Origin of the sequence: Paenibacillus sp. CAA11, assembly GCF_003060825.1 — a bacterium.
Taxonomy (GTDB): domain Bacteria; phylum Bacillota; class Bacilli; order Paenibacillales; family Paenibacillaceae; genus Fontibacillus.
Genome location: NZ_CP028922.1, coordinates 2,720,891 through 2,738,873, shown reverse-complemented (window position 1 = coordinate 2,738,873; position 17,983 = coordinate 2,720,891). Strand labels below are relative to the sequence as shown.

General features: G+C 49.9%; 16 protein-coding genes. All 16 read left to right on the top strand.

Going from position 1 to position 17,983, the window contains the following annotated elements; genetic code table 11:
* The first annotated feature begins 48 nt into the window (after nt 1-48).
* Complete coding sequence (locus DCC85_RS12635) at nt 49-1,371, top strand: CCA tRNA nucleotidyltransferase (RefSeq protein WP_234414159.1); 1,323 nt, start codon at nt 49-51, stop codon at nt 1,369-1,371.
* Nucleotides 1,364-2,344 carry a biotin--[acetyl-CoA-carboxylase] ligase gene (locus tag DCC85_RS12630; protein ID WP_108465915.1) on the top strand — a complete coding sequence of 327 codons (981 nt, stop codon included), beginning with the start codon at nt 1,364-1,366 and terminating at the stop codon, nt 2,342-2,344. The genes DCC85_RS12635 and DCC85_RS12630 overlap by 8 nt, the downstream gene beginning before the upstream one ends.
* Nucleotides 2,345-2,628: 284 nt before the next feature.
* Entirely contained in the window at nt 2,629-3,504 is an 876-nt protein-coding gene (gene panB, locus DCC85_RS12625; RefSeq protein ID WP_108465914.1) for a 3-methyl-2-oxobutanoate hydroxymethyltransferase, read from the top strand.
* Complete coding sequence (gene panC / locus DCC85_RS12620; RefSeq protein WP_108465913.1) at nt 3,501-4,406, top strand: pantoate--beta-alanine ligase; 906 nt, start codon at nt 3,501-3,503, stop codon at nt 4,404-4,406. The genes panB and panC overlap by 4 nt, the downstream gene beginning before the upstream one ends.
* On the top strand, nt 4,399-4,782 hold the full coding sequence (gene panD, locus DCC85_RS12615; RefSeq protein WP_108465912.1) for an aspartate 1-decarboxylase: 384 nt from the start codon (nt 4,399-4,401) through the stop codon (nt 4,780-4,782). The genes panC and panD overlap by 8 nt, the downstream gene beginning before the upstream one ends.
* Before the next feature lie 140 nt (nt 4,783-4,922).
* Nucleotides 4,923-5,555, top strand: a complete 633-nt coding sequence (locus tag DCC85_RS12610; protein WP_108465911.1) for a tetratricopeptide repeat protein — start codon at nt 4,923-4,925, stop codon at nt 5,553-5,555.
* Between the two features lie 138 nt (nt 5,556-5,693).
* On the top strand, nt 5,694-8,552 hold the full coding sequence (gene dinG / locus DCC85_RS12605) for an ATP-dependent DNA helicase DinG (RefSeq protein ID WP_108465910.1): 2,859 nt from the start codon (nt 5,694-5,696) through the stop codon (nt 8,550-8,552).
* Nucleotides 8,553-8,589: 37 nt separating this feature from the next.
* Nucleotides 8,590-9,252, top strand: a complete 663-nt coding sequence (locus DCC85_RS12600; protein WP_108465909.1) for a redox-sensing transcriptional repressor Rex — start codon at nt 8,590-8,592, stop codon at nt 9,250-9,252.
* Nucleotides 9,230-10,528: an amidohydrolase gene (locus DCC85_RS12595; RefSeq protein ID WP_108465908.1), complete on the top strand. Its 1,299-nt coding sequence runs from the start codon at nt 9,230-9,232 to the stop codon at nt 10,526-10,528. The genes DCC85_RS12600 and DCC85_RS12595 overlap by 23 nt, the downstream gene beginning before the upstream one ends.
* A gap of 98 nt (nt 10,529-10,626) precedes the next feature.
* On the top strand, nt 10,627-11,112 hold the full coding sequence (locus DCC85_RS12590; protein WP_108465907.1) for a cell wall elongation regulator TseB-like domain-containing protein: 486 nt from the start codon (nt 10,627-10,629) through the stop codon (nt 11,110-11,112).
* Between the two features lie 360 nt (nt 11,113-11,472).
* Entirely contained in the window at nt 11,473-12,006 is a 534-nt protein-coding gene (locus DCC85_RS12585; protein ID WP_108465906.1) for a hypothetical protein, read from the top strand.
* Nucleotides 11,999-13,501, top strand: a complete 1,503-nt coding sequence (locus DCC85_RS12580) for an AAA family ATPase (RefSeq protein ID WP_108465905.1) — start codon at nt 11,999-12,001, stop codon at nt 13,499-13,501. Before DCC85_RS12585 ends, DCC85_RS12580 begins: the two co-directional genes overlap by 8 nt.
* Nucleotides 13,502-13,638: 137 nt before the next feature.
* Nucleotides 13,639-14,511: a 3-hydroxyacyl-CoA dehydrogenase family protein gene (locus DCC85_RS12575; RefSeq protein WP_108465904.1), complete on the top strand. Its 873-nt coding sequence runs from the start codon at nt 13,639-13,641 to the stop codon at nt 14,509-14,511.
* Entirely contained in the window at nt 14,508-15,713 is a 1,206-nt protein-coding gene (locus DCC85_RS12570) for an acetate/propionate family kinase (protein WP_108465903.1), read from the top strand. Before DCC85_RS12575 ends, DCC85_RS12570 begins: the two co-directional genes overlap by 4 nt.
* 39 nt (nt 15,714-15,752) lie before the next feature.
* Nucleotides 15,753-17,048: an asparagine--tRNA ligase gene (asnS, locus tag DCC85_RS12565; RefSeq protein ID WP_108465902.1), complete on the top strand. Its 1,296-nt coding sequence runs from the start codon at nt 15,753-15,755 to the stop codon at nt 17,046-17,048.
* A 126-nt stretch (nt 17,049-17,174) separates the two neighbouring features.
* Nucleotides 17,175-17,876 carry a DnaD domain-containing protein gene (locus tag DCC85_RS12560; RefSeq protein ID WP_199909917.1) on the top strand — a complete coding sequence of 234 codons (702 nt, stop codon included), beginning with the start codon at nt 17,175-17,177 and terminating at the stop codon, nt 17,874-17,876.
* Nucleotides 17,877-17,983: the final 107 nt, after the last annotated feature.

Here is a 17,983-nt window from a genome sequence, read left to right as displayed (position 1 = left end):
TTTAATGCCTTCTGCTCTTGGATCTGCTTGGAATAGGAGGATAAGATTTTGAGCTTATCTTGGTCTCAGGTAGACCCCCTGATGCTTGCACAGGGGGAACAGGTGTTGCGCCGATTAGAAGACTCCGGCTTTGCTGCGTATTTTGTCGGCGGATGTGTGCGCGATGAAATCATGGGGCGGCCTGTGCATGATATGGATATTGCCACTTCAGCACGACCGGAGCAGGTGATGGAGATCTTCGAACGTACCGTGCCTACCGGCTTGCAGCACGGTACGGTTACTGTGGTGCTGGAAGGGAATCCGTTCGAAGTCACCACCTTTCGCAAGGAAACCGTCTATGTCGATCATCGACGGCCGGCTGGTGTTGAATTTGTAGACGGCATAGAAGAGGACCTGCTCCGAAGGGATTTTACGATGAATGCCATGGCCCGCGACCTTCGGGGGAGAATTGTAGATCCTTATGGCGGCCAGCGTGATATTCAAAGGGGCTGGATTCGCTGCGTAGGCCGGGCCGAGGAGCGCTTTGAGGAAGATGCCCTCCGCATGATGCGGGCGATCCGTTTTGCTTCGGTGTTTGGCTTTCGCCTTGTTAAGAGCTTGTGGAGGGGCCTCCAAAGCCAGCGTGACGGCTTCTCCTTTATTGCCGTAGAGCGTATTCGGGCCGAATTGGAGCGTATTGTAGCCGGCCCGCAGCCTCTTCGCGGTCTGGCATTTCTTGACCGCAGCGGTTTGCTGCAAGCTTTGAAAGCGCCGGTTCCCCGGCATAAGCCAGGCACTTTAATAACTTATCTGGAGCGCCTTCCGATCACAGCTCCAGAGCTGAGATGGTCCTTGCTGCTTCAGTCTCTGGGGTGTTCAGGGGATGATGCCCGTGAGCTGATGAGGAGCTGGACATTTCCAAATGTTGTGGCGGATACGGTTGCAGCTATTCTTGACTTTGACGCTCAGATCGTTAGTCAAGCTTCGCTGATCATTGAAGAATCCGCAGAAGAAGAGAGTGATCCCGCCTTCGACCAGCTGCGGCGCTGCTGGACTCGGCTTCAGGTAGAATATGGACAAGCCATCGCAGGTTTATGGCTGCGAAGAGAAGCGGTGATTTACGGGGGGAATTCACTTGAGGCTGGGCCTTCTATATATGTTCACAGTTTGCTGTTAAGGAAGGGACAGGACTGGTACCGCCAGGTTCAAGTGCAGGAATTGAAGGATCTCGCCGTTACGGGAGGCGATGTGCTTACAGTTCTTGAGCGGCGGGGAGGCCCTTGGCTGGGCAAGCTAATGAAGGAACTGCTGCATGCAGTTGCTGCTGGAGATATTCCCAATGAGCGGGAGACATTATTGATGGAAGCAAAGGAACGTGTTCATGATGAATAATCACAGTGAAGAACTGCTTAAGCTGTTCCGCTCGGCTCCGGGAGAGTACATATCCGGTGAGGAAATCAGCCGGAAACTTCAAATTAGCCGGACAGCCGTATGGAAGCATATCAATAAGCTTAGAGAAGTAGGGTACAGCTTCGAGGCTGTCTCACGAAAAGGGTATCTGATGACAGGAGTGCCTGATCGTCTAGACCCAGCTTCTCTGCTTGGAAGCTTACAGACCAAGCGTTTGGGCCGAGCTTTGAAAGTTGTAGAGATTACGGGTTCTACCCAGGAGGAAGCAAGAATGCTAGCAGATCAAGGCGCTTCGGAAGGGGCGCTGGTGATCGCAGAGGAGCAGACAGCAGGGCGCGGCCGTATGGGCCGGAAATGGTTCTCCCCGCCGGGGAAGGGGCTGTGGATGAGTGTTCTGCTTCGCCCATCCCTTCCTCTTACCGCAGCCCCTCAGCTGACGCTGCTTACAGCGGTCGCCGTCTGCCAGGCGATCCGGACCGTGGCTGGTGTGGACGCCGGGATCAAGTGGCCTAACGATATTCTGATCCAAGGCCGCAAGACCTGCGGAATTTTGCTGGAGTCGGTAACAGAGGAAGAGCGGATCAGATACTGTATTGCTGGCATCGGTATTGATGTTAATGTTACCCAAGATGAGTTGCCTGCAGATTTGCAGGAAATCATGACCTCACTCAAAATCGCAGCAGGCAAGTCCATGGACCGCGCCGTGCTGGCTGGAACGGTTATGAATGAGCTCGAGGGTTTGTATGATTTATATCTGGCGGAAGGCTTCCGTCCGATAGCCCATTTGTGGGAGGCACTTTCTGTCAGCATAAACCGGACACTCATTGTGAACACTCCCCGTGGGGAGGTCAAAGGGCAGGCCGTGTCGCTAGATGAATCAGGCGCCCTAATTCTGCTGGACGAGCAGGGAGAAAGGTTCACGATATTTTCAGGAGATATTCGTTTGGATAGATGAAATCGTTGACGTCTTTTGTTATACTGTCCTTGAGAGGCGGTATCGCACCATGCGAATCGCACTCTTATGGACATATTATTGATGATCTGAATTGAATAACCGTCATGATTCTATTGTCGGTTACGTTGGATTCTGCTCTGAGCCGAAGGGACCGAGACAGAAGGGACGAACGCCAAGTGACTCTTTTTTGGACTTTCGGACCTTTTTAGCGCACTGCTAAAAGGTTTTTTTGTGCGCCCGAGAAGCAAATCCTATCTTTTGATTCATGAAGAGGAGGAAAGGCTGTGGCGGCCAAACAGGCAATAAATATTTTGAAAATGAGAAAAATGAAACGGGAAGCAGTGCCAATTACGATGATCACCGCATATGACTATCCTTCTGCACGCCTTGCGGAAGAGGCAGGGGTGGATATGCTCCTTGTTGGTGATTCTCTGGGCAACGTGGTTCTCGGTTATGATACGACAATTCCAGTTACGATGGATGATATGGTGTACCACACCCGTGCGGTAGCGCGAGGGGCTACATCGACATTTATCGTCACTGATTTACCATTTATGACTTATCACGGTAGTAAGGATGAGACGCTTCGCGAGGTGCGGAGACTGATGCAGGAAGGTCACGCTCATGCCGTTAAGATGGAGGGGGGAGCGGAAATTGCGGATACGGTGGCAGCTATCGTAAATGCTGGCGTTCCGGTGCTTGGTCATATTGGCCTAACCCCGCAGTCTGTGAACCAGATTGGCGGCTACCGCGTTCAAGGTAAGGATGAGAAGGATGCCCGCCGGCTGATGGAGGATGCCAAGGCCCTTGAGAAGGCTGGAGCATTCGCAATTGTACTGGAGCTGGTCACGGAGGAAGTGGCCGAGCTCATCACTCGCGAGCTGTCGATTCCGACGATTGGAATAGGAGCAGGCCGTCACTGTGATGGTCAAGTGCTTGTTTTTCATGATGTGCTTAAATATACGTCCGATTACCGTGAGAAGAGATTTGTGAAGACCTATGCCGACATTGGTTCGCTTATTAAGAGCGGCATATCTGCCTATGTACAGGAAGTTAAGACCGGAGCATTCCCGGCCCAGGAGAATGTATTCACGGCCGAGGAAGCCGTTATTGAAGCGCTGTATGGTGCCAAGAAAGAGAAAGAAGGGGACCCATCATGATTCAGATGAGTAATCCAGCAGAACTGCGTTCTGCGATCAAGGAGGAGCGGTTTAAGGCCGCAAGAGAGGGCAAAGAGCTGAAGGTGGGCCTCGTTCCGACCATGGGCTATCTGCATGAAGGTCATGCAAGCCTGCTGCGCAAAGCTAGAGAAGAGAATGACCTGGTTGTACTAAGCATCTTTGTGAATCCCATTCAATTCGGACCGAATGAAGATTTGGACCGGTATCCCCGCGACTTGGAGCGGGACCAGGCCTTGGCGAAACGCGAAGGCGTGGATATTATTTTTGCTCCGGGAACTCAGGATATGTATCCTACGCCAACGAAGACTAAAGTTCAGGTTGCTGAGCTGACCACTGGCTTATGTGGGGCTGCTAGACCGGGACATTTTGATGGGGTGACGACCGTGGTTTCCAAGCTGCTTCATCTCGCTTCTCCCGACAGGGCGTACTTCGGCCTTAAGGATGCGCAGCAGCTGGCCGTGCTAAGCCAAATGGTTAGGGACCTCAATATGGATGTGGAGCTTGTCCCATGTCCGATCGTAAGAGAAGCTGACGGACTTGCGCTCAGCTCACGGAATGTGTATCTTACAGCCGAGCAGCGGGAAGAAGCGCTGGTCCTCTCGAGATCGCTATTTGAAGCCCGCAAGTGGTACGATTCGGGGGAATCCATAACACCCCGTGAAATCCGCAGACGTATGCACGATTTGATTGCAGCCCAACCGCTGGCCGAGATCGATTATATTGAAATTGTATCCTTCCCTTCGCTGGAGCCACTGGCAGAGAACACAGCAATTCAAGAACTCACACAGCCCATCTTGCTGGCACTTGCTGTGAAATTCGGGGGAACGCGGTTAATTGATAATATATTATTACATTCTAATGAGGTGCCTGTTCATGTATAGAACAATGATGAAGTCCAAGATTCACCGGGCGACCGTAACTGAAGCGAATTTAAATTATGTTGGCAGCATTACCATAGACGAAGATTTAATGGAATCCGCCGATTTGCTGGAAAATGAAAAAGTGCAGATCGTCAACAATAACAATGGCGCCCGCTTGGAAACCTACGTAATTCCAGGCCCTCGGGGAAGCGGAGTGATTTGCCTGAACGGTGCCGCAGCCAGACTGGTGCAGCCTGGGGATGTAGTCATTATTATATCTTATGCTCAAATGTCATCTGAAGAGATAAAGGGCTATAAACCAACCGTGGTTTATGTGGATGATCGGAATCAGCCCGTAGAGAAAAGCCATCAGGAAATACACGCGACAGTTCGTTAATTTTTAAAGTTATTTGACTTACCAGACAGGGCCTGGCTGCACGTTATGCAATAACTGGAGCCGAGAATGAAAACCCCCTCCTAAACAAAAAATGAACCTATGCTTTGCACTGATTTCATTTTCGTTTAGGTGAGGTGGAGATGATGTTTCAGCATGTATTTGCCGAAATGAACGAAATACTTGATGAAATCGCCTTAAATTATCCGGCTGCAGAAGGTCATCAAAAGCAGGAGCTGAGCCGGAAGTGGCGGCTGCTGAAGCATATGAGTGACGGGATCATTGAGGAATGGCTTACCCTGGAAGAAAAAATGGGGGAGATTCAGCAGAAGTGGAAACCTGAAGAAGCTGCTTCCGATCTTCAAGCCGCGGAATTGGATAGCACTGCCTTTGTTAAAGGGCAGGGCTATTATCAGCTCCAGATGTTCACAGACGCGGTTAAGCAGTTCGAAGAAGCCGTGCAGCGTTATCCCTCCAGTGTACTGGCCCGTCTGTATCTGGCCATGTCCTTATTGAATCTAGCCGAATTTCTTGAGGCTGCCGGGCACTTTGAAGAAGTGCTTCAGACCACCCCAAACAAGCGGATCCGATCTATCTGCTGTAATGCACTAGGCTGTATAGAAGCTATGGGAGGCCGTACCGATCTGGCGAAGGCTATGTTTATGACGGCGTATCGCCTGGATCCTTCGCTTCCCGAGCCACTGCACAATCTGGAAGCGTGCCTTACAGATCAGGGGATCTACCGGTTTGAGAGCGAGCTTGCCTCCTTGATTTAACAGGCGAACCATCTGTGATGCGTTCCTGGCGCCCCGTGAGCGTCAGGAACGCATTGCTTTTTTTGGCTTCAATTTTCAAACGGCCATTTTTTTGTTATGCTTAAAGACAGACTGGAACGAAAGGGATTCTGAATAACAATGAAATATGCCGTACTCGATTTTGAAACGACGGGTAACCAGTCCTCTGATAAAATTATACAAGTGGGGCTTGCCATCATAGATCATGACTTACAGGTAACCCAGGTTTACGGTTCTTACGTCAACCCGGGGATGCCCATCCCGCCCTTCATTACCGGACTTACTGGAATTACCGACGAGGACGTCGCCCAGGCGCCAGGAATCGAAGAGGTGATGATGGAAGTTGTGCCCATGCTGGACGATGTTGTATTGGTTGGGCATAACGTAGCATTTGATTTTAACTTTTTACAAAATGCGCTCGATCAGTCAGGGTATCTCCCCTTTACCGGACGCATACTCGACACCATGGATTTTCTGAAAATCTGCTTTCCATCCCTTACGTCCTATCAGCTAGGCCTCGTAAGTGCAGAGTTTGGTCTGGAGCATGATCGGCCGCACCAGGCCGACAGCGATGCGCTTGCAACGGCACTTATTTTCCTGAAGTGTTTGGAGGAGCTTGAAGCGCTGCCGCTGATTACCCTTCAAAGGCTGTCTGATTTATTTGCAGGTGAGGACAGTGATTTGGGCTGGTTTTTTGATGCGTTAGTGCAGCAAAGAGAAAGCGAGGCGCTGCAAACTACGGACAGCGATGGCTTTACGTATTACCGCCAGTTTGCGCTCCAAGCTGAAGATTGGATGGATATTCTTCCCGCACGGATGAATGAGGAGAAGAACCCGCTGGAAGGTGTATCCTTTGACGGTTTTCTGGAGCTCGTCAGAGAGCGTCTGCGGGAGAAGCTGACAAATTACGAAGAGCGGGACGCTCAGAATTTGATGCTTCATGAAGTGATGAAGGCTTTTGAAGAAGACAAGCATCTTCTGGTGGAGGCGGGAACGGGCACCGGCAAATCGCTCGGTTACCTTCTTCCCGCGATTTATTCTGCTGTGAAGACCGGTGAGAAGGTCATGGTCAGCACGCATACGATCAACCTTCAAGAACAGCTGCGGGAGCGGGATCTGCCGCTGCTGACCGAAACGGTTCCATTCCCTTTCCGCGCTGCGGTTTTCAAGGGGCGTCAGCATTATTTGTGTCTGCGGAAATTCGAGCATAAGATCAATAGGCGGGATTTTGCCAATCCTAAGGAAGAAGCAATCACGGCCGGGCAAATGATCGTATGGTTAACCCAAACACAGAACGGTGATGACGAAGAGCTGAATCTGGGCCGCGGCGGAGACTTTTGGGAATCGGTGGCCAGTGAATCAGATTCCTGTCTTGGGCGCTCATGCCCATGGTTCCGCAAATGCTTCTACCATCGTGCCAAGCATGAAGCTGGAGTGTCGGATGTCGTCATTACGAACCATTCCAAGCTGTTCACCGATATCCAGGCCGGACATCAGCTCCTTCCAAGCTACGAACGCCTCGTGATCGATGAAGCCCACCATCTTGAAGATGTTGCTGGCAAGCATCTCGGACTGCATATGAAATATTTCACGATCATTCACACGCTGACCCGCCTTTATAAGGACAGCCGGACAGGCCAGCTTCCGAACCTGCGCATGCAGCTGCAAAGCACAGGCACGGAGAAGGCCCTTGAATGGAGCAGCGTGATTGACACCTTGTATCCTCCTCTAATTGAGGTGAAGGAGAGCTGGGACCGCTTGAGTGACCTTCTGTTCGGGCTGATGCCTGAACGCAGTGATGCTGCGCCAGGTGAGCCTGGGCAGTTCGTGCAGCGGCTCCTTCCGATGAAGAAGCCGAAGAACTGGGATCAGCTGCAGGTATTGGAGAATCAAATCCATATCTCCATCAGCGAGGTTGTCCGCAAGGGAGAGCGAATGCTGTCTGAAATTAAGGATGAACAAGAGGATTATGGCTCTGAAGGTCTCCTGACCGACCTGGGGGGCTTGTTCAAAGACTTGGGAGCGCTAAGAGATACACTGCGCTTTTTCATGAAGCTGGACAGCGAGGATACGGTGTATTGGCTTGAAGGCAACGGTCATTATCGCAGCAAGTCTCTCCAGCTGTATGCCGTGCCGATTGAAGTGAGCGAACAGCTGAAGGCCTATTTTTTTGACAAGAAAAAGAGTGTTGTGATGACCTCGGCGACACTGTCTGTAGATAAGTCGTTCCAATATATGATCGACCAGCTCGGACTGCAGGAGGCGGCAGAGCAGGATCGGCTCATAACAAGCATGCTTCCTTCGCCGTTCCGGTACCGGGAGCAGGCGCTGCTTGTCATTCCGCGGGACTTTCCCAGCGTAAAGGGAAGTGTAGGAGATGAGCATTTTATTCAGACCTTAGCAGGCTCACTTGCGGATTCCGCTATAGCCACACAGGGCCGGATGCTTGTTCTGTTTACGTCTTACCGCATGCTTCGTCAAGTCTATGATCCTTTGAAGGAGAGACTGTCTGCCCATGGAATTTCTGTCATTGGGCAGGGGGTGGATAGCGGCAGCCGTACCAAGCTGACCCGCAGATTCCAGAGCAAGGAAGCTTCGGTTCTGCTGGGGACGAGCAGCTTCTGGGAAGGGGTCGATATTCCTGGGGAAGCTCTGACCAGTCTTGCTATCGTCCGCCTCCCTTTTCAACCGCCCAATCATCCGCTGGTTGAGGCGAAGAGCGAGCGGCTGCAGCAGCAGAAGAAGAACCCGTTCATGAAGCTGTCGGTTCCCCAGGCAGTGATTCGTTTTAAGCAGGGGTTCGGTAGACTGGTACGATCCTCTAAGGATCGAGGAATTGTCATTGTTTATGATACACGTATACTGGAATCTTATTACGGCAAGTACTTCTTGTATTCTTTGCCGGGTCCCAAGATGGAACATATGCCTATGAGCCAAATGGTTTCCCGGATCTCGGACTGGCTTGACTCAGCCGAATAGTACGCACACGGGGCGTAAATAAGGGGGAACACTAGAGATGAAAACAGAGAAAATATCAGATGCCGTAGTTCGGCGTCTTCCGGTCTACCTGCGTTACTTGAATGAACTGAGCAGCCGTGATGTATCGACAGTATCTTCACAGGAGCTTGGGCAGAAGCTGGATTTGAATCCGGCTCAAATCCGTAAGGATCTAGCTTATTTTGGTGATTTCGGGCGCAAGGGGATCGGTTATGATGTGACCTATCTGATTGAGAAGATTCGGCACATCCTGAATTTGGATCAGCAGATTAGCGTGGCGTTGGTGGGGGCCGGTAATTTAGGCCAGGCCCTCTCCAACTACAATACTTATTTGAACGACAATATGAAGATTGTCGCTGTCTTTGATGCATCTCCTGCGAAGGTGGGATCAAAGATCAATTCATTGATGATCCAGCCGATCGAGGAGCTTGAGGAGACTGTCATCAAAGAGAACATACGAATCGCCATTATTACGGTGCCTGATTTTGAAGCACAGCGTGTTGCGGATCAGTTGGTTCGTGCAGGAATTCAAGCGATCTTGAATTTTGCTCCGTCCATTCTGAAGGTTCCATCTGAAGTTAGGGTGCATGCCGCCGATTTCACTACAGATTTGCTCAGCTTGGCATATTATTTGGATAACGGGAAGGAGAATCAGACGAATGAGTCGGAAGTGGCTGATTGAGAACGGAGCTTTTGCCGTAATGCAGGCAGAGAAGCCTGTAATCCATGGCTATATGCTGATCGAAGATGATCAGATAGCCTATATTGGAGAACAGCGCCCAAAGGTTCAGGAGGGTACTGAAGTATTTGACGGACGGCATCTTCTGTTCATGCCTGGCTTGATCAATACACATGGCCATGCAGCAATGTCTCTGCTGCGGGGTTATGGTGATGATCTAGCGCTTCAGGTATGGCTTCAGGAGAAGATGTGGCCGATGGAAGCAAAGTTTACCAGCGAGGATGTATATTGGGGAACCTCGCTTTCTGTATTGGAAATGCTCAAGGGAGGTACGACGACCTTTCTCGATATGTATGACCATATGGACCAAGTGGCTAAGGTGACTTCAGAAAGCGGAATCCGCGGCGTGCTGTCACGCGGCGTGATTGGTCTGTGTCCGCCTGATGTACAGCAGCAGAAGCTGGAGGAGGCCGCTCGCTTCTCCAAAGACTGGCACGGACAAGCTGATGGAAGAATTACAACGGTGATTTCACCGCATGCTCCTTACACCTGTCCTCCGGATTATATTGAGAAATTTGTGCAGCTCGCACATGATTTGAATTTGCCGATGCATACACATATGTCGGAGACGGCTGCAGAGGTTCAGCAGAACGTCGCGGATTATGGCCTTCGTCCGGTTGCACATCTTGAGAAGCTTGGCATGTTTAGCCGGCCTTCACTTGTTGCACATGCAGTTCACCTGGAAGATCAAGAGATTGAGATTCTTGCAGCTCACGGGGTAGCTGTGTCTCATAATCCAGGCAGTAATCTGAAGCTTGCGAGTGGAGTAGCCCGTGTACCGGATCTGCTGAAAGCCGGGGTTACTGTGTCCTTGGGAACGGACGGTGCAGCCAGCAATAATAATCTGGATATGTTTGAAGAGATTCGCTTGGCGGCTCTGATTCACAAAGGTGTATCCGGTGACCCTACTGCGGTTCCAGCCTTGGAAGCACTCAAAATGGGCACAGAGTACGGTGCGAAGTCTGTCTTTTTACACAATACAGGCAAGCTTGCGGTCGGAATGAAGGCGGACTTTATCGCACTAGATACGGATCAAGCGCATTTGCTGCCGAGAACGGATTATATCTCTCATGCTGTATATTCGGCGGGGCCGAAGGATGTAGCCCATGTCTGGATTGACGGAAAACAGATCGTGAAGCACGGCGTCTGCTTGACCCTGGATGAGGAACGGATCCGGCGGGAGGCTCAGCTAGCTTTTGAAGGGCTGCTCGCAAGATAAGAATAGCTAGGTGGAGTGGAGCTTAAGGCAAAGAGCCATAAGGCAAGTTTAAGGAGGCCGAAAGCTCCTCTCCTTTTCAGGGAAAGGAAGTGACGCGCATGAAGAACAGGACGAGGTGGATTCTGGTTGCTATAATGGCTGTTATACTGGTATTTATCGGCGTATATCAGTATTACATCTATGTGCAGAAGGACACCTGGAAGGCGGAGGATGCAGCGATTTTGCGCGCCAAGAAGGAAGCAGGACTGGTTCAGACGACGGAGGTAACGAAATCGGTCTGGGATACGGTTTGCTGGGTAGTGGAAGGCAAGAATGCCGATGGTGAGGACATCATGGTCTGGCTTGATGGGGACAGCGCTCCCCATATAGAGCTGAAGAGCAACGGCCTGTCCAAGCAAGCGATGACCAACAAAGTCAAAAGCGAGCTTCCGGATGCCCGAATTGTCCGGCTGCTGCCAGGTGTCTATGAAGGCCAATATGTATGGCAATTATTCTATAAAGCGGATGATCATTATTATTACCGATTCTATCGATTTAGCAACGGACAGCCTTTATCGGAACAGTTCACCGTGCCTAACCGATAGTGTAAGCAATAGAAATATATAGAATGAACTAAAGAAATGAATGTTATAGAGCCTTATAAGGCCGTTATAATAGAAAGTTCAATGTAAAACTTTAGTTTAACAAATAGCAAGAGTCTCTGCCCGCAGAAGGGAGAGACTCTTTTTTTTTGCGATTATAGTCATAGTCATTTCCAGATAATCTTGAAAATTTAAATTAAGTTCATACTTTTTTGCCTATCGGTATATATTCTGTGATATACTATAGTCTGTACTTTGAAGCAGCAGAAATAGGCGCGAACAACTCGCACCTGTGAAAGACTAATATGGCTCACAGATTATAAGATTCATAGATTATCTCAAATAGATGAAGGAGGACCTTAAGTGAAACTGCGCATTTTCCCGATTGTTGCAACGGTTGCCGTGACGGCTGTCCTACTGTTTGGAGGCTGGTTCACCTATCGGCAAATGGCACTCCAGGGTCCACTGGAGAAATTGGTTAAAAATTATAAAGGTGTGAAAGAGGCTCAACTTGATATTACCCAAAGCACGGTAGGTTTGAAACTTGATTTGAAGCCAGGAACTGATCTAAAAGGCCTTGTTGATTATATTAATAAAGACGGTAAGTCCCTGCTCGGCAATCGCTCCTTAAAGCTCGATGTAGAGGATCATTCTTCCCCTGCTTTGGACAAATGGTGGGGCAATGCCATGTTTCCAATCGCGGAGGCTATGGAGAACAGGAATTATACGCAGATCCCAGAGACTTTGAGCAAGCTGGTCAAGACAAATAGTAGTATCCAGGCAACAGCCGAGATGGATGATCAGAACGTATATATAGCACTGACAGATGGACAAGCTAGCAAATTTATCATTCTCCCGCGTATACCAGAAAAGATAGGAGTGTGGAATAATGCCTAAATGGACAAAGGAAATTGTGATAGGGTTTGTTCCCGTCCTCTTAATCTTCCTTGCATACGTTGGAGTTAATATTCTGCCTGTAGTTATTGCGCTTATTATGCTGGGAGCGTTATATGCCGTGACGGTGATGAGAGGCGGAATTACGGTTGGTGCCGCTCAGGAGCGGAAGCGGAAGAAGGCTCCCCCTGCCAAACTGACCTTTGAAGAGATCGGCGGCCAAGACAGTGCGAAGCAGGAGCTGCGTGAAGCTCTGGATTTCATGATTAGACATGAGGAAATTAAGAAATTCGGTATTCGTCCGCTCAAAGGGATTCTGCTGACAGGGCCTCCGGGAACGGGGAAAACGTTGATGGCAAAGGCAGCGGCAAGCTACACGAATGCAGTCTTTGTTGCCGCTTCCGGCAGTGAGTTTGTAGAGATGTATGTAGGTGTAGGTGCAAGCCGTATCCGTGATTTGTTCAAGGATGCGCGTACCCGAGCGCTCAAGGAGAATAAAGAGAATGCGGTTATCTTTATTGATGAAATCGATGTTATTGGCGGCAAGCGGGAAGGCGGGCAGCAGCGCGAGTACGATCAGACGCTCAACCAGCTTCTGACTGAGATGGATGGGATCTATACGTCAGATGCTCCGCGGATTCTGCTGATCGCGGCAACGAACCGGAAGGAAATGCTTGATAGTGCGCTCTTGCGGCCTGGCCGCTTTGACCGTCACATCCAAGTGGATCTGCCAGACAAGAAAGGCCGGATGCATATTCTGAACATTCATGCGAAGAATAAGCCGCTTCATCCGGATGTGAACATGACAAAGGTAGCCGAAGAATCCTACGGCTTCTCTGGAGCGCAGCTCGAGAGTGTGATGAACGAAGCTGCTATCTACGCGATGCGTGAGAATCTCAGCCAGATTGAGCAGCGCCATCTATCAATGGCCGTTGATAAGGTGATGCTTGGTGAGAAGACAGACCGGGAATCTACGCAAGAAGAGAAGAGACGGGTGGCCGTTCACGAGCTGGGGCATGCAGTGCTCGCTGAGATTGTGGCACCGGGCAGTGTGAATCAGGTCGCGCTCAGTCCTCGCGGTAAAGCGTTAGGTTATGTACGGCATAACCCCCAGGAAGAGAAATACCTTTATACCAAGGCATATCTGGAAGGCCAGATTATGATTGCCCTTGCGGGTGCGGCAGCCGAAGAAATCTACTATGGAGGCCGAAGCACCGGCTCCAGCAATGACTTTGAGCAGGCCCTTAACATGGTTCAGACGATGATGAAATCCGGACTGACCAGCCTTGGGATCATGAGTATGGATATGGTGACTACCGAGGTGCTGATGAAGGAAAATCAGATGATTCTGGATGACCTCGCCGCACGAACTAAGAAGCTTCTTGAAGAGCATGCGGCGGTATTTGAGCATTCTTTAGACATCCTTCTAAAAGAAGAGCGCCTCTCTGGCGATGAATTCCGTTGTCAATTTCGTGACAGCACCCTTTTACCGGCATAAATTTTTATGCCGGTTATTTTTTTTTACTTTTTGTCCGTGCTAAGATATTATTATATGTTGGGTATATAAAGATGTATTCTTCACCATCCCGGGTATAATATGGAGAAGATACAACGAAAGGATGGAGCAAACGAACCATGAACTTCAAAAGAATAGGCGTCGTCGGCGGCGGAACAATGGGCCAAGGGATCAGTGAAATGCTGGCTGGCAAAGGACTGGATGTTCTCTTGGTAGAAGCAAACGAGGAGAAGCTGAACCAAGCTTATGACCTGATTGAATTGAGCTTGGACAAACAGCTCGAGAAATGGGCAATTACTAAAGCAGAGAAGAAATTAATTTTATCCAAAATTCATAAGGTGACCCATTATGCTGAATTGGGTTCTTGCGATATGATTATCGAGACCATCTCGGAAGATTTGAATGCGAAGAAAGAAGTGTTCAATCAGCTGGATCAGGTATGCCCGAGCCATATCATTCTGGCGAGCAACACATCCACACTCAGCTTGACTGAAATTGCGGGCTCAACGAAGTATCCTGAGCGCGTAATTGGCATGCACTTTATTTATCCAGTAGCCAAAATTAACCTGGTTGAAATTATACGCGGTTTGAAGACCTCTGAGCAAACTTTCGCAGAAACAAAGGGATTTGTAGAGGAAATCCTTGACAAACGAGGAATTATGGTCAATGAATCTCCGGGATTTGTAACCTCGCGGATTATTTGCCTTATGATCAATGAAGCTCTTCATGTGTTCGGAGAGGGCGTAGCTTCTGCTGAAGATATCGACGACTCGATGCGTGTCGGATATCAATTCCAATACGGACCTTTGGAGATGGCAGACCGATTCGGCCTTGATTCCGTGCTGGCAGCTCTGGAGCGGATGTTCCGCGAGTTCGGCGAGCTGAAATACCGTCCTTCATTCGTATTGAAGAAGATGGTTCGCGCAGGGCATCTGGGCGTGAAGACCGGCGAAGGATTTTTCAAATACGACAAGGATGGTGACCGGATATGAAAGTTCTCGTAATCAATGCGGGAAGTTCCTCCCTAAAATATCAGCTATACGATATGACAGACGAATCTGTTTTGGCAAAAGGCCTGGTAGAGCGAATCGGTATGGATTCTTCCATTCTGAATCATAAGCCAACAGGCAAGGAAGAAGTAACCGAGGTATCGGAAATTCTTGAACATACAACAGCCATTCGCAAGGTACTTGAGAAGCTGGTTGATCCTGAGTATGGCGTGCTGAAATCTGTGGAAGAGATTCAAGCGGTAGGTCACCGTGTAGTTCACGGCGGCGAGGCATTTAAGAGCTCCGCACTAGTTACCGGCGAAGTGAAGTCGGAGATCCGCCGTCTGTTCGACTTGGCGCCACTGCACAATCCGCCAGCGATTATGGGGATCACTGCAGCAGAGAAGAACATGCCTGGCGTTCCGCAGGTCGTAGCTTTTGATACCGCGTTCCATCAGACGATGGAAGAGAAGGTATACCTCTATCCAATCCCGAAAGTGCTGTATAAGAAGCATCATGTTCGCCGTTACGGTGCCCACGGTACTTCTCATGATTATGTAAGTAAGGCAGCAGCCGAATATCTGGACCGTCCTATCGAAGACCTTAAGATCATTACTTGCCATATCGGTAATGGTGCAAGCTTGACGGCTGTTAAGAATGGGAAGTCTTATGACACGTCCATGGGTCTTACACCGCTAGAAGGGTTGATGATGGGTACGCGCAGCGGAGACTTGGACCCGGCAGTCGTTACTTTTGTTATGAACAAGGAAGAGCTGTCCATCAGCGAAGTTAACTCGATGCTGAATAAACACAGCGGACTTCTCGCTATTTCCGGAAGCAGCAGTGACATGCGCGACGTTACAGACGGCTTGGCAGAAGGCGAGCCTAATGCTACACTGGCATTTGAAATGTACGAATACCGTCTACGGAAGTACATCGGTTCTTATGCGGCCGCTATGGACGGAGTTGACGTGATCGTCTTTACAGCAGGTGTAGGTGAGAACTCTGTTGTTGTCCGCGAGAAGGTTTGTGAGAACCTGACTTATCTCGGAGTGAAGATCGATCCTGAGCTGAACAAGGTTCGTTCTGGCGATCCACGCCGTATTTCCACACCGGATTCCAAGGTAGAGGTTCTTGTCGTTCCTACGAATGAAGAGCTTATGATTGCCCGCGATACGCATCGTATTGTACTGGAGTCTAAGTAATCATTTAAATTTTTGCAGGTAAGAGGAGAGGTTATTCAGATGGCGACCAAAACGGTGATCCGTCAGGTTAATGCGCATGTTGGAGAGACTGTCGTGATCGGCAGCTGGCTGAACAACAAGCGCTCAAGCGGTAAAATCCAGTTCCTTCAGCTTCGCGACGGGACAGGCTATATTCAAGGGGTAGTAGTAAAAAGTGAGGTATCGGAAGAAACCTGGGAGAATGCCAAGAGCTTAACCCAGGAGAGCTCCCTGTATGTGACAGGTGTGATCCGTGAGGAGCCCCGAAGCGCCTCCGGCTTCGAGATGACGGTTACGAATATCGAGGTTATTCATCTTACAGAGAATTATCCGATTACACCGAAGGAGCATGGGGTTGATTTCCTAATGGACCACCGCCATCTGTGGCTGCGTTCATCCAAACAGCGTGCCATCCTGGTGATTCGTGCCGAGATTATTCGCGCAGTACAGGAATTTTTTGACCAGCACGGATTTACGCTTGTGGATCCTCCGATCCTTACGCCAACCTCGGCAGAAGGAACAACGAATCTGTTCCACACCAAATATTTTGAAGAGGATGCATACTTGACGCAAAGCGGTCAGCTGTATATGGAAGCTGCAGCCATGGCGCTTGGCAAAGTATACTCCTTCGGACCGACTTTCCGCGCCGAGAAATCCAAAACCCGCCGTCACTTAATCGAGTTCTGGATGATTGAGCCAGAGATGGCTTTCACTGAGCACGAGGAGAGCTTGCAGGTTCAGGAGCAGTTCATTGCACATGTCGTGCAATCTGTGCTTAAGAACTGCCGGTCCGAGCTGGAAGCGGTCGGCCGGGATGTATCCAAGCTGGAGAACATCACCGTACCGTTCCCACGCATTACGTATGATGAGGCCATTGAGTTTCTTCAATCCCAGGGCTTCGATATCCCTTGGGGAGAAGACTTCGGTGCGCCGCATGAGACGGCTATCGCTGAGAAGTACGACAAGCCAGTCTTTATCACGCATTACCCGGCCGAGATCAAGGCTTTCTATATGAAGCCGGATCCGAATCGTCCAGAGGTTGTGCTGTGTGCCGATATGATTGCTCCAGAAGGATATGGAGAGATCATTGGAGGCTCGCAGCGGATTGACGATCCTGAACTTATGGAGCAGCGCTTCAAGGAGCATGATCTGTCTGAGGATGCTTATCAGTGGTACATGGACCTTCGTAAGTACGGATCGGTTCCTCATTCCGGTTTCGGTCTGGGGCTGGAACGCACAGTGGCTTGGATTTGCGGATTGGATCATGTACGTGAGACGATTCCATTTCCTCGTACGCTGTACCGTCTCTATCCATAATCAGTTATATTTAATAGCATAGTACAAGCAAACATATAAGCGACCAGGACAGAGCGCGCAAAAGGCATTCTGTTCTGGTCGTTGTCTCGCTATAAAGCAATGAAGAGAAAGGTGAGATCGATGGCAATGAGCGATGGATGGAAGCTGTGGGCCAGTGGCATCGCCTATGGGCTAGAGACAGGAACAGCGAATATCCCTTTTGTGCTGCTGACACATTACCGCCGTCTAAAGCTGAGTGATATGGAGGCGATGCTGCTGATCCACCTTCTTTCCTTCCGGCAGGTGGAAGGCCGAGATTTTCCATCGATGGAGGAAATCGAGCAAAGAATGAGCGCGGCTTCCGGTACCGTCTCCACTGCGATTCGCCGTTTGGTGAAGGAAGGTTGGCTGGCCATTGACGAAGTAACGGATGAAGCAACCGGGAAGCAAGCGGAACGCTATAACTTCACAGGGATGTACCGAAAGCTTGGGAGCTGCTTGGCTGAAGAATTTGCTGCTGCCCGCAAAAACGGCCGCACAGAGGAGATTCATGATACGAAGGCAGCCGTTCAGCCGGAAGACCCGGAGCCGAATCACAATCTATTCATTGTGTTCGAGAAAGAATTTGCCCGCCCGTTATCACCGATGGAATGTGAGACGATATCCGGCTGGCTGGATCAGGATGGATATCCTGAGGATCTAATTCGTATGGCCCTTAAAGAAGCGGTCTTTGCGGGAAAAGTCCATTTTCGCTATATTGATCGGATTCTGCTGGAGTGGAGCCGCAACAGAGTGCGCACGGTGGAGGATGCAAAAGCCTATACCCAGCGCTTTAGAGGAGGAAGATAGAGCACTTGCTGCAGCAAGTGCTCTTTTTTCTTATGAAATGTAATGAAGGCAGAAGTATAGGAAGAGACAGCAGACAAATTTAGGATGCAGGTTACAACTAATGTGCA

Bases quoted from the DNA above. Each gene is read 5' to 3' on its own strand.
- DCC85_RS12630 (WP_108465915.1), top strand. From the start codon at position 1,364: ATGAATAATCACAGTGAAGAACTGCTTAAGCTGTTCCGCTCGGCTCCG.
- panC (WP_108465913.1), top strand. From the start codon at position 3,501: ATGATTCAGATGAGTAATCCAGCAGAACTGCGTTCTGCGATCAAGGAG.
- panD (WP_108465912.1), top strand. From the start codon at position 4,399: ATGTATAGAACAATGATGAAGTCCAAGATTCACCGGGCGACCGTAACT.
- DCC85_RS12610 (WP_108465911.1), top strand. From the start codon at position 4,923: ATGATGTTTCAGCATGTATTTGCCGAAATGAACGAAATACTTGATGAA.
- dinG (WP_108465910.1), top strand. From the start codon at position 5,694: ATGAAATATGCCGTACTCGATTTTGAAACGACGGGTAACCAGTCCTCT.
- DCC85_RS12600 (WP_108465909.1), top strand. From the start codon at position 8,590: ATGAAAACAGAGAAAATATCAGATGCCGTAGTTCGGCGTCTTCCGGTC.
- DCC85_RS12595 (WP_108465908.1), top strand. From the start codon at position 9,230: ATGAGTCGGAAGTGGCTGATTGAGAACGGAGCTTTTGCCGTAATGCAG.
- DCC85_RS12590 (WP_108465907.1), top strand. From the start codon at position 10,627: ATGAAGAACAGGACGAGGTGGATTCTGGTTGCTATAATGGCTGTTATA.
- DCC85_RS12580 (WP_108465905.1), top strand. From the start codon at position 11,999: ATGCCTAAATGGACAAAGGAAATTGTGATAGGGTTTGTTCCCGTCCTC.
- DCC85_RS12575 (WP_108465904.1), top strand. From the start codon at position 13,639: ATGAACTTCAAAAGAATAGGCGTCGTCGGCGGCGGAACAATGGGCCAA.
- DCC85_RS12570 (WP_108465903.1), top strand. From the start codon at position 14,508: ATGAAAGTTCTCGTAATCAATGCGGGAAGTTCCTCCCTAAAATATCAG.
- asnS (WP_108465902.1), top strand. From the start codon at position 15,753: ATGGCGACCAAAACGGTGATCCGTCAGGTTAATGCGCATGTTGGAGAG.
- DCC85_RS12560 (WP_199909917.1), top strand. From the start codon at position 17,175: ATGAGCGATGGATGGAAGCTGTGGGCCAGTGGCATCGCCTATGGGCTA.